Source organism: Maribacter sp. R77961, assembly GCF_044594925.1.
GTDB lineage: Bacteria > Bacteroidota > Bacteroidia > Flavobacteriales > Flavobacteriaceae > Maribacter.
This window is the reverse complement of the sequence record NZ_CP138991.1, coordinates 202,405-213,192: the sequence shown is the minus strand read 5'-3', so window position 1 is coordinate 213,192 and position 10,788 is coordinate 202,405. Positions and strand designations below refer to the sequence as shown.

The window sequence follows — 10,788 nt, the reverse complement described above, 5'->3', positions numbered from 1 at the left end:
GATACGGCCGATATTAATTGTTTAATTTTAGATTAGTTGTAACCTTTACACGGACAGATTTTAAAAAATAATACTATGCAAAGAAGGTCATTCATCAAAAAAAGTGGAACAGCAGGCATTGCGTTATCAATTATGCCAAATTTAGTCCTATCACAAGAAAGCACTTACTCCATACTTGAACTCATGGGAAAAGTAGATATTGACTTATTCGGAGAAGGAATCAATCTAAGAGAAGAGGCTCATGATGCTTTCGTAAAGATGAAAAAAGCAGCCTACATGGATGGTATAGATTTAAAGATAGTTTCTAGCTATCGTAATTTCTATAGACAAGAAGCAATTTTTGAACGAAAGTACCTTAATTATACGGAGGAAAAAGGCATGGAGCCGCTTGCTGCCATCGACAAAATAATTGAGTATTCTACCATTCCTGGTACAAGTCGCCATCATTGGGGCACGGACATTGATATTATAGATGGTTACAGAAAAACAAAGGGAGACGTGCTGGTACCCGAGAAATTTGAAACAGGAGGACCTTTTGAAGATTTCAAAAAATGGATGGATGAAAATGCAAACGATTATGGCTACTATCTTGTTTATACGGATAGTCCAAAACGAAGAGGCTTTAAATATGAGCCATGGCACTACAGCTATGCACCTATATCCAAACCTATGCTAGAATCTTTCAGAGGCAAAAATATAGTTCAATTACTACAAAAAGAAGAATTCCTTGGAGCCGAACACTTTACAATAGGCTTTTTGAAAAATTACATACAAAACAATATTTTAGATATTAATAGAGCGCTTCTATAACTCTTTTGTATATTGGGGTTTACATCAAGAACACTAAGTATACATCATGAGAAGAGGAAGTTGGAAAATCCGCATATTCATAGGATTAGCAATTGTCGCTTTTGCATTTATTCAAAAATGCAATAATAAAGAGGAAAACCCGTACACTGGCAGGACTCAGACTATAAATATGTCTGCGGAACAAGAAATTGCCATTGGACTCCAAAGTGCTCCAGAAATGGCCCAACAACATGGTGGACTTTATCCTGATGAACGGCTACAAGCCTTTGTGGATAATGTAGGGGCAAAACTTGTAAACAATAGTATTGCAAGGGAAACGCCCTATCAATATGATTTTCACCTGCTTGCAGATGATCAAACCATTAATGCCTTTGCCTTACCTGGCGGACAGTGTTTTATAACCTATGCCCTATTCTCTCAATTGACCGAAGCCCAACTAGCGGGAGTCTTGGGACACGAAATAGGCCACGTTATTGGACGGCATTCGGCAGAACGTATTGCGGAGAGCAGCTTTTGGCAAACTGTGACCATGGGGGCAACCGTAGGTGCCGATATGGGAGGTCTTGTCGGGAACATTGGCCAGAACACTTTATTGACCAATGGAAGAGGCGATGAGCTGGAAAGTGATGAGCTTGGTGTGCTTTTCATGATACAATCCGGTTATGATCCGTATGAGATGATAAGGGTTATGGAGATTTTAAAAGCAGCAGGCGGTCCTAACAGAGTGCCAGAATTCCAAAGCACACATCCTGACCCAGAAAATAGAATACAAAAGATAAAAGAGGCTATTGAGAAATACCAAGGCGAGCGTTAAACGTTAATTTGTGCTAATCAACGTTAAAACACAACACGAGGAGGTCGATTTTAACTATATTTGAATTTCCCGAATCATATTACCGTTTGCGATTAACCCTTATAGCTTTGGATTAGAACACTTGTACTGAATTAGTTTTGGTACGTAAACAGAACTATAATGGGAACACTATCACACTTTAAAAGTCTTTATAATGGCGCATTTGAAAACTGTAAGCCAGAGTTTTTGGTTGTACTACTAAAAGTATATTCAGTTTTTTGTGCGTTAATGTTGTTTATGGCCGTCTATGCTTTTATGGACAGAGCACTCAATGGATTTGAATTTTAACGCTAATACTCTTTTACCTGAACACTATAAGAGTTATTATTTTAATTAAAAAGCCCCGTTACTCATTGTAACGGGGCTTTTCGTTTTTTGATTGATTTGGCTGATTGTCTTTTCAGGACCCAAAAGCGGTTTCCAATACGGCTAGCGCATCAACAGCGTTGGATAGTTCTGCATATTTTTTTACAGAAAAACCCTGATTGCTCTTAATTTTTAAATTGGCCCCTTTGTCAATGAGCAATTGTAATACTTCTGCCTTATTATAACGTGCAGCGAACATTACAGGAGTCATCCCCAAAGATTTTTGATTAACGTCTTCCCCAAGTTCTAGCATGCGCTTTACCATATCAATATCTCCTTGCATAACTGCTTTGCAAAAAGAATTGATTTCAACTCCTTTAACGTAGGTTGTTGAAACTAATTGAACATTAGAATTTGTTTCGTTGGCCAATAGACCGGTTCCCAAGAACATTGCTGTCAGGGACATTGTTAGGATTGTTTTTTTCATGATGAATGAATTAAATACCGAAAATTCGGCAAGATTGATGAATAGATTTAACTTATATAAATATAGACGACTCTTATGATGTTTTGTTTCACCATTAACAGTTAAATAACTAAAGTTTAACAAATGTCCTTATCAAGGGTTAAAAGAATTAACAACCTAGGCCTTAGTAATTTGCTAAAAAGGTTAAAGATAATATAGCTTAACTAGCCAAATGGTACTATTTTTGGAATTCAATATTGTAGTAGACAAATGAATAAAAAAGTTATTTTAATGATTTTAGACGGTTGGGGAACCTCTCCAGACCCTAAAGTTTCAGCTATTGATAATGCCAATACGCCTTACATAGATTCACTTTATACCACTTATCCCAACGCAGCATTGCGGACAGACGGCTTAAATGTTGGCCTACCTGAAGGACAAATGGGCAATAGTGAAGTTGGTCATATGAATCTTGGTGCTGGCAGAATTGTATATCAAGAACTGACACGCATAAACCTAGCGGTCCAAAATAACACCTTGAAAGATGAGCAAGTATTGGTAAATGCCTTTGATTATGCTAAAACTAAGGGCAAAAAAGTTCATTTTCTAGGCTTATTAAGTGATGGCGGAGTGCATTCCCACATCACCCACCTTAAAGGTTTATTAACCGCTGCTAATGATAAAGGTCTTAAAGATGTTTATGTTCACGCCTTTACTGACGGTAGAGACGTTGACCCCAAAGCTGGCACCTCTTACGTTAAGGATTTACAGGAGCACATGAGTAAAACTACAGGGAAAATAGCTACAGTAACCGGTCGTTACTATGCCATGGACAGAGATAATAGGTGGGAGCGGGTTAAACTTGCCTATGACGTTATAACTAACGGAATTGGAGAAACTACGGATAATATTATTGAAAGCCTGGAAGTAAATTACGCTAATGACATAACCGATGAATTTATAAAACCCTTAGTTGCGGATAAAAATGGTACGGTTTCAGAAGATGATGTAGTTATCTTTTTCAACTTTAGGACAGATAGAGGCAGGGAATTGACTAATATGCTATCTCAAAATGATTTTCCTGAATACAACACCAAAAAACTTAAGTTGTACTACGTTACCATGACCAATTATGATGATAGCTTCAATGCGATTCATGTCATTTTCAATAAGGATAATATCACCGAAACCATTGGTGAAATTTTAGCAAAGGCTGGTAAAAAACAAATACGAATAGCCGAAACCGAGAAATACCCACACGTGACTTTCTTTTTCTCTGGCGGACAAGAGGAACCTTTTGAAGGTGAAAGTAGAATTCTTCGTAATTCTCCAAAAGTGGCAACTTATGATTTAAAACCAGAAATGAGTGCTTATGAACTAACCGAAGCACTTGTAGCTGATTTAGAGAAACAAGAAGTGGATTTTGTTTGCCTTAATTTTGCCAATGGAGATATGGTAGGTCATACCGGTATTATGGATGCAGCTATCAAAGCTTGTGAGGCTGTAGATGTCTGCGCTAAAAAGGTAATAGAAACTGGTTTGGATAATGGCTATTCGACCATACTTATTGCGGATCATGGAAACTGTGAAACCATGGTAAATCCTGATGGTTCGCCACATACTGCACACACTACCAACCCCGTTCCAGTAATTTTAATAGATAAGGATTTAAAAGAAATTAAGGACGGTGTACTTGGTGACGTAGCCCCCACTATTTTAAAAATGATAGGAGTACCACAACCTGAACAAATGACATGTACATCGCTTATATAAACTAGTAATTTTGCGGCTATTAGAATCAAAAAAAGTATTGCTTTACCTTTGTAAACTATGATTAAGATAAAAACTGCCGAAGAAATAGAATTAATGCGCGAAAGCGCCCTCATTGTATCTAAGACTTTAGGTATGTTGGCTACAGAGGTGAAACCTGGCGTAAGTACATTACAGTTAGATGCATTAGCCGAAACATTTATTAGAGACCATGGTGGGGTTCCTGGCTTTCTTGGTTTATATGATTTTCCCAATTCTTTATGTATGAGCCCAAACGCTCAAGTTGTTCATGGTATTCCAAACCAAACACCCTTAGTTGAAGGCGATATTATTTCAATAGATTGTGGTGTGTTGAAGAACGACTTTTATGGAGATCATGCCTATACCTTTGAAGTAGGTGAAATAGCAAAGGAAACAAAAAAACTATTGGATATTACCAAACAATCCCTTTATGTTGGTATTAGAGAATTCAAAATTGGTAATAGAGTTGGAGATGTAGGTTATGCCATACAAAAATTCACGGAAGACCATGGCTATGGTGTTGTACGAGAATTAGTTGGGCACGGGTTAGGAAGAAAAATGCATGAAGATCCGGAAATGCCAAATTACGGAAGACGAGGACGTGGCAAGAAATTTGTAGAAGGGATGACCGTCGCAATAGAGCCAATGACAAATATGGGCACTAAAAATATAAAACAGCTTAAAGATGGCTGGACAATTCTCACCGCCGACGGAAAACCCAGTGCCCATTTTGAGCATAATGTAGCTATCGTAAACGGGAGACCAGAATTGCTCTCCACGTTTAAATATATTTATGACGCATTAGGGATTGAGAGCAACGAAGAGGATGAATTTAGACAGACCCCCCTCCAATCATAGCAATTAATGCATGAAGAAAATCTTCAAATATTTTTTAAATGCAGTTCCTAGGCCGCTCCTAATAAAGCTAAGTTATCTTATTAGACCCCTATTCGCTATATATTATAGCGGTAGTACCTATGAAGATCCTATAGACGGGAAAAAATTTAGGAGTTTTTTACCCTATGGCTATGAAAATCCTAGAGAGAATGTACTCTCTCCCTCCACCCTATCGTTGGAGCGACATCGCCTTTTATGGCTCTATTTGAAGAACGAAACGAACTTTTTCAAGGATAAGCTAAAGGTCCTTCATTTTGCACCAGAACAGTCTTTTTATACCAGATTTAAAAAACTTACCAATATTGAATATACTACTACAGATTTAAATTCTCCACTAGCCGATGTAAAAGCCGATATCTGCGATTTACCTTTTGACAACAACTCTTTTGATGTAATTCTATGCAATCATGTATTAGAACATATTCCAGATGACATGAAGGCCATGCACGAGCTATTTAGGATTTTAAGACCTGGCGGATGGGGAATTTTACAAATCCCACAAGACTTAAAAAGAGATAAGACTTTTGAAGATGATTCCATAACCGATAAAAAAGAGCGTGCGAAAATCTTTGGGCAATACGATCATGTACGCATTTACGGCTTGGATTACTTTGACAAGTTGAGGACCGTAGGATTTAACGTTGAAGAAGTTAATTACTCGAAAAACCTAACAGGAAAAGAAATTGATAAATACCGTCTTGCTCAAGAAGAGATTATACCTGTGGTTAGAAAATAAAAACGTTTACTCCGCTACGATTCGTTTGAATCCAGCTGTTAAAAACTCCTTAGTTTCACCTTTATTGTCAAAATAAACAATGTAAGCTTCCAACTTTTCGTTGGAAGAAATTAGCTTAAAAGCTTCATCTAGGTCCATAGCCATAAAGGCTGTCGCATAAGCGTCTGCAAGCGCACAATTTTCTGCAATTATAGTTACCCCAAGAGTATTAGAATCTTTTGTATAGCCCGTAATTGGATCTATAGTATGCACATACCTTTTTCCCGTTATGCTATCTATCCTATACTTCCTATAATTTCCAGAAGAAGCTAAAGCTTTATTTTCTAAATTAATCAGCAGCTTCAGTTCTCTTCCGCCAACAGCTTCCGGGTCATCTATACCCACCACCCATGGTTTATTCTTAACTACATTAGTACCCTTAGCCACAATCTCGCCCCCAACTTCTACCAGAAAATTCTGTAGACCCTTATCATTAAGCATGGCTGCAACCCTGTCAATAGCATACCCTTTGGCTATTGCATTAAAATCAAAATAAATATTTGCATCTTCCTTTACGATAATATTTTCACTTGAAATCTGCACCTTGTCAAAACCTACATAGTTCAATAAACTATCTACCTTAACACTATCCATTACCATTTGTTCCTCTGGGCCAAAACCCCATGCATTTACCAAGTTACCAACAGTAGGGTCAAAATAACCATTCGTTGCTTCGTATATTTCTTTTGAAAGGACAAAAACCTCCTTGAACATATGGTCTATCTGAATAGTTGTGTCTCCACTATTGATTCTAGAGATATCAGAAGTCGGAATATAAGTGGATAAAGATTGGTTGACCACGCTGAAAACAGAGTCTATTTCACTCTTATAATCAATTTGTCTATCCGCTAAATAAATAATATTATAAGAGGTTCCTAAGGCCTCACCTATCACCTGATTTTTAACTATTTCTTTATTGGTACAGGAAAAAAATAGAACAATTAAAACCACTGTAATACAACTTCTCATTCCTCTATTTCTATTAAACCATCATAGTCCACAATATATTCCTCATTCAAATAAACCGGAAGATTATAGTCGTTAGCATTAACCAAACCAACAGCGGCATAATAAGTCTTCGCTTCAAACTTCAAGGCATGATCTCGCATCTTGTTCAGATCACTTCTATAAAACTCCAAATCTTTTGGGTCACCAGGATATTCAATACTTTTAACAACTATAAAATGTAATTGCTTTTCCTTTGTGCAGACAAATTGAGGGTTTTTCTTTAATTCACTATTGACTGCCAAGAATTCAAAACCACCTGCCTCTAGCTCCTTACCAACAATATTCATTGCTAAATTATGTAATTCTTGTTCGTTTAATGGTTGCATCTGCTACGTGCTAATCAAAAAAACCGATATAAAATATCGGTTTTTTCTATGTTTATGTTCCTACTGAGACTATCCTCCGAAATCATCAAAACGAATATGCTCGTCCGGAATTCCAAAATCCTCGCCCATTTTCTGAACGGCTTTGTTCATTAACGGTGGCCCGCAGAAGTATAACTCTATATCCTCTGGAGATTCATGATGGTTCAGATAATTATCAATTACACAGTTATGTATAAATCCTACGAAACCATCGCCCGGTGCGTCTATATTCTCTTTTACTTTCCAATTATCTTCTTCCATAGGCTCTGATAATGCTAAGTAAAACTTGAAATTAGGAAACTCTTTCTCTAAACGATAGAAATGGTCTAGATAAAACAACTCGCGTTTAGAACGACCTCCATACCAATAGGAAACCTTCCTATCTGTTTTTAATGTCTTGAACAAGTGATACAGGTGAGAGCGCATAGGAGCCATTCCTGCACCACCACCTACATATAACATTTCTGAATCGGATTCATTGATAAAGAATTCTCCGTAAGGTCCGGATATCGTTACATCATCTCCTGGTTTTAATCCAAAGATATAAGATGAGGCAACACCAGGATTTACATCCATCCATCCATTCTTAGAGCGGTCCCAAGGCGGAGTAGCAATACGAACGTTCAACATAATTTCTCTTCCTTCTGCAGGGAAAGAGGCCATTGAATAAGCTCTTTCAACTGTTTCAGGATTCTTCATAACCAAAGGCCATAGATTAAACTTATCCCATTCTGCCTGAAATTTATCTGGTGTATCGTGCTCCTCTGGGTGGGCAGTAATATCCATATCTGCGAATTTAACTTCACATTCTGGAATCTCAATCTGAATATAACCTCCAGCTTTATAGCCCATGTCTTCAGGAATTTCAACAACAAATTCCTTAATAAAAGATGCGACGTTATAATTACGCACTACTTTAGCAGGCCACTTTTTAATACCGAAAACCTCTTCAGGAATGGTAATTTCCATGTCCTGCTTCACTTTTACCTGACATGCTAAACGTGCCCCATGGTTTAATTCTCTTTTGGAGAAATGAGGGGTCTCCGTAGGCAATGCCTCTCCACCACCTGCTAGTACGTGACATTCGCATTGTATACATGTACCACCACCGCCACAGGCAGATGGAAGAAAAACTTTTTGGTTACCTAAAGTGGTCAACAGAGAACTACCAGATGCAACCTCAACCTTCTTTTCTCCATTTATGGTAATGGTTACTGGTCCCGATGGGGACAATTTTTCTTTGGTAAACAATAGCAAGGCCACTAATACCATTAATAGTATTAAGAAAGCAACTACTGTAATTAATATTGTACCTCCTGTACTTGTAGCTAAAATCATTCTTATTTTTTTACGTCGTTATATGAAATTTCTTTTTCGTCGATTTCCTTATTTACTTTATTGGTATCCTCTGCAGGAAGCGCTTCCTTTACCTCTACTGTTGAATTTTCGGCTTCTACAGGTGCCTCTTCGCCTCCTCCCGTAAGCATTCCTCCAAAACTTTGAAAACCTATACCCATCAATCCAGTAATAATGAAAGTGATTCCCAAACCTCTTAAAGGTGCAGGCACATTTGAATATCTAATCTTTTCTCGAATTGCAGCAATCGCCAATATGGCTAAAAACCATCCGATACCGGAACTTACACCGTAATTAAAAGCTAATCCTAAGGTTTCTATTTCCCTTGCCTGCATAAAAAGAGAACCTCCCAAAATTGCACAGTTTACTGCAATAAGTGGCAAAAATATACCTAAAGAATTATAAAGTGAGGGGGAAAACTTCTCTACAACTATTTCAACCAATTGTACCATGGTCGCAATCGTTGCAATAAACAAGATAAAAGATAAAAAGCTGAGGTTATAATCTGCATATTCTTCTCCTAACCATACCAAGGCGCCATCTTGTAAAAGATATTTATCCAATAACCAGTTCAATGGAACCGTTACTGCCAAGACAAATATAACCGCAGCTCCTAATCCTACTGCAGTCGCCACTTTCTTGGATACGGCCAAGTAGGAACACATTCCCAAAAACACAGCAAAAACCATGTTGTCAATGAAAATGGATTTAAAAAATAATTCTATATGTTCTAACATAATGTTTTTTTAAATATCTAATTAGTTTTCTTCTACTAAAGCTGGGTTTCTAGAACGTTGCACCCAAATAATAATACCTACCACTATCAAAGCAGCCGGTGGAATAATCATAAACCCGTTATTCTCATAACCAGTAGCGTATAATCCCGTTTTTGTAATCGGGTCTCCTAAAACAGGATAACCTAATAGTGTCCCTGAACCTAAAAGCTCTCTAAAGAAGCCAACAATTATCAATATGACACCATAACCCAGTGCATTACCTATACCGTCCAGAAAGGATCTCCAAGGTCCATTGGCTAAAGCAAAAGCTTCAAAACGTCCCATGATAATACAATTCGTAATAATTAATCCAATAAAAGCCCCTAGCGTTTTGCTCAGTTCATAGGCAAATGCTTTTAAAACCTGATCTACTATAATTACTAGTGTAGCCACAACTATCAACTGAACGATAATTCTAATTTTTGAAGGTATAATATCTCTCATTAAGGATATCACTACATTTCCTATTCCCATAACGAAAATTACCGAAATAGACATCACTATAGAAGCCTCCAACTCAGCCGTAATTGCCAGTGCGGAACAAATACCTAATACCTGAATGGTAATTGGGTTATTATCTGCTAAGGGGTCTAGAATTAAACCAGTATCCTTTTTTGTTAGTAATGCCATATTAATTAACTCTTATCGTTTCTAAATAATCTTTATATAAATCAATACTTTCCTTTATCATTGCTGCAACACCATTTCCAGTAATTGTAGCTCCAGCAAGTGCATCAACCTCATTATCATCTTTGGTCTTGTTCAAAGGATCATTATTTCCTTTTGCTACAGCAATACCTTCATATTTTGTGCCATCCAATATACTTTCACCGGTAAAATCGTCCATGAAATAACGCATTTTGATATTAGCACCCAATCCTGCAGTTTCCCCCTTATGGTCAAAATAAACACCTTGAACAGTCATTGTATCATCAACAGCAATATAACCCCAAATAGCGTCCCAAAGACCCTTTCCATACATTGGTATGATATAGAAATTCTTTTTATCTTTTTCTCCAATGAAAAGTGGTAATTTATATGGCTGTCCTTTTTTCTTCGCAGCCAATTGCTTTTTCAAATCGATAAGGAAAGCATCATTATTTTTAGTAATCTTATCACCTTCAATAACCAATTGCTCTTTAATGTAGCTTTTAAATTCTCCCTCTACTTTGTCCGTAGGAATAAAATTTACACTACCAGCATCGTCACCGTTCTCGTTTATACCCATGGCATAAAGAATATTCTGCTGTTTTGCAAAACGTTCGTTCTCTTGAATATTAGGTCTTAAACCTGATGCTAGGAATGCAAGTATAGAACCTACTACTACAACCATGATGGCTGCAAAAATTACGGTATAACTATTCTTATTCGTATCTAGTGCCATA

Annotated in this window: 13 protein-coding genes; 6 read left to right on the top strand and 7 right to left on the bottom strand. The window is 37.2% G+C overall.

Annotated elements, in window-relative coordinates:
* Positions 1 to 75: 75 nt before the first annotated feature.
* The 3 genes from SJY09_RS00925 (at position 76) to SJY09_RS00915 (ending at position 1,951) form a co-directional block, all read left to right on the top strand.
* On the top strand, positions 76 to 810 hold the full coding sequence (locus SJY09_RS00925) for a M15 family metallopeptidase (protein WP_396637102.1): 735 nt from the start codon (positions 76 to 78) through the stop codon (positions 808 to 810).
* A 46-nt stretch (positions 811 to 856) separates the two neighbouring features.
* Positions 857 to 1,624: a M48 family metalloprotease gene (locus SJY09_RS00920; protein ID WP_396637101.1), complete on the top strand. Its 768-nt coding sequence runs from the start codon at positions 857 to 859 to the stop codon at positions 1,622 to 1,624.
* Positions 1,625 to 1,783: 159 nt separating this feature from the next.
* Positions 1,784 to 1,951, top strand: coding sequence for a DUF6747 family protein (locus SJY09_RS00915; protein WP_396637100.1), 168 nt, complete (start codon positions 1,784 to 1,786; stop codon positions 1,949 to 1,951).
* 112 nt (positions 1,952 to 2,063) lie between these two features.
* Here the strand turns inward: SJY09_RS00915 and SJY09_RS00910 are convergent, their stop codons facing one another.
* A complete protein-coding gene (locus tag SJY09_RS00910) occupies positions 2,064 to 2,456 on the bottom strand; it encodes an ankyrin repeat domain-containing protein (RefSeq protein ID WP_396637099.1) in 393 nt (130 codons plus the stop codon).
* Positions 2,457 to 2,705: 249 nt separating this feature from the next.
* Here SJY09_RS00910 and gpmI point away from each other — a divergent pair, with 249 nt between their 5' ends.
* From gpmI to SJY09_RS00895, 3 genes are read left to right on the top strand one after another with little or no spacing between them, the layout of a single operon-like run.
* Complete coding sequence (gene gpmI, locus SJY09_RS00905; RefSeq protein ID WP_396637098.1) at positions 2,706 to 4,208, top strand: 2,3-bisphosphoglycerate-independent phosphoglycerate mutase; 1,503 nt, start codon at positions 2,706 to 2,708, stop codon at positions 4,206 to 4,208.
* Between the two features lie 57 nt (positions 4,209 to 4,265).
* Entirely contained in the window at positions 4,266 to 5,084 is an 819-nt protein-coding gene (gene map, locus SJY09_RS00900) for a type I methionyl aminopeptidase (RefSeq protein ID WP_396637097.1), read from the top strand.
* 10 nt (positions 5,085 to 5,094) lie between these two features.
* Entirely contained in the window at positions 5,095 to 5,859 is a 765-nt protein-coding gene (locus tag SJY09_RS00895) for a class I SAM-dependent methyltransferase (RefSeq protein WP_396637096.1), read from the top strand.
* A gap of 6 nt (positions 5,860 to 5,865) precedes the next feature.
* Here SJY09_RS00895 and SJY09_RS00890 read toward each other — a convergent pair whose 3' ends face one another.
* The 6 genes from SJY09_RS00890 to SJY09_RS00865 all read right to left on the bottom strand — a co-directional run bounded on the left by SJY09_RS00890 (position 5,866) and on the right by SJY09_RS00865 (position 10,787).
* Positions 5,866 to 6,867 (bottom strand): FAD:protein FMN transferase, encoded by a 1,002-nt coding sequence (locus SJY09_RS00890; RefSeq protein ID WP_396637095.1) that lies wholly within the window; start codon positions 6,865 to 6,867, stop codon positions 5,866 to 5,868.
* Complete coding sequence (locus tag SJY09_RS00885; protein WP_396637094.1) at positions 6,864 to 7,232, bottom strand: Na(+)-translocating NADH-quinone reductase subunit F; 369 nt, start codon at positions 7,230 to 7,232, stop codon at positions 6,864 to 6,866. The genes SJY09_RS00890 and SJY09_RS00885 overlap by 4 nt, the downstream gene beginning before the upstream one ends.
* A gap of 69 nt (positions 7,233 to 7,301) precedes the next feature.
* The gene (gene nqrF / locus SJY09_RS00880) at positions 7,302 to 8,609 is read right to left on the bottom strand and encodes an NADH:ubiquinone reductase (Na(+)-transporting) subunit F (RefSeq protein WP_396637093.1); all 1,308 of its coding nucleotides are present in this window, start codon (positions 8,607 to 8,609) and stop codon (positions 7,302 to 7,304) included.
* A 2-nt stretch (positions 8,610 to 8,611) separates the two neighbouring features.
* Positions 8,612 to 9,364 carry an NADH:ubiquinone reductase (Na(+)-transporting) subunit E gene (gene nqrE / locus SJY09_RS00875; protein WP_396637092.1) on the bottom strand — a complete coding sequence of 251 codons (753 nt, stop codon included), beginning with the start codon at positions 9,362 to 9,364 and terminating at the stop codon, positions 8,612 to 8,614.
* 21 nt (positions 9,365 to 9,385) lie between these two features.
* Positions 9,386 to 10,033, bottom strand: coding sequence for an NADH:ubiquinone reductase (Na(+)-transporting) subunit D (locus tag SJY09_RS00870; RefSeq protein ID WP_396637091.1), 648 nt, complete (start codon positions 10,031 to 10,033; stop codon positions 9,386 to 9,388).
* A gap of 1 nt (position 10,034) precedes the next feature.
* Positions 10,035 to 10,787 (bottom strand): Na(+)-translocating NADH-quinone reductase subunit C, encoded by a 753-nt coding sequence (locus SJY09_RS00865; RefSeq protein WP_396637090.1) that lies wholly within the window; start codon positions 10,785 to 10,787, stop codon positions 10,035 to 10,037.
* Position 10,788 lies beyond the last annotated feature (1 nt).

Excerpts from the sequence above, each read along its gene's own strand:
- SJY09_RS00925 (WP_396637102.1), top strand. The coding sequence starts at position 76 with ATGCAAAGAAGGTCATTCATCAAAAAAAGTGGAACAGCAGGCATTGCG.
- SJY09_RS00920 (WP_396637101.1), top strand. The coding sequence starts at position 857 with ATGAGAAGAGGAAGTTGGAAAATCCGCATATTCATAGGATTAGCAATT.
- SJY09_RS00915 (WP_396637100.1), top strand. The coding sequence starts at position 1,784 with ATGGGAACACTATCACACTTTAAAAGTCTTTATAATGGCGCATTTGAA.
- SJY09_RS00910 (WP_396637099.1), bottom strand. The coding sequence starts at position 2,456 with ATGAAAAAAACAATCCTAACAATGTCCCTGACAGCAATGTTCTTGGGA.
- gpmI (WP_396637098.1), top strand. The coding sequence starts at position 2,706 with ATGAATAAAAAAGTTATTTTAATGATTTTAGACGGTTGGGGAACCTCT.
- map (WP_396637097.1), top strand. The coding sequence starts at position 4,266 with ATGATTAAGATAAAAACTGCCGAAGAAATAGAATTAATGCGCGAAAGC.
- SJY09_RS00895 (WP_396637096.1), top strand. The coding sequence starts at position 5,095 with ATGAAGAAAATCTTCAAATATTTTTTAAATGCAGTTCCTAGGCCGCTC.
- SJY09_RS00890 (WP_396637095.1), bottom strand. The coding sequence starts at position 6,867 with ATGAGAAGTTGTATTACAGTGGTTTTAATTGTTCTATTTTTTTCCTGT.
- SJY09_RS00885 (WP_396637094.1), bottom strand. The coding sequence starts at position 7,232 with ATGCAACCATTAAACGAACAAGAATTACATAATTTAGCAATGAATATT.
- nqrF (WP_396637093.1), bottom strand. The coding sequence starts at position 8,609 with ATGATTTTAGCTACAAGTACAGGAGGTACAATATTAATTACAGTAGTT.
- nqrE (WP_396637092.1), bottom strand. The coding sequence starts at position 9,364 with ATGTTAGAACATATAGAATTATTTTTTAAATCCATTTTCATTGACAAC.
- SJY09_RS00870 (WP_396637091.1), bottom strand. The coding sequence starts at position 10,033 with ATGGCATTACTAACAAAAAAGGATACTGGTTTAATTCTAGACCCCTTA.
- SJY09_RS00865 (WP_396637090.1), bottom strand. The coding sequence starts at position 10,787 with ATGGCACTAGATACGAATAAGAATAGTTATACCGTAATTTTTGCAGCC.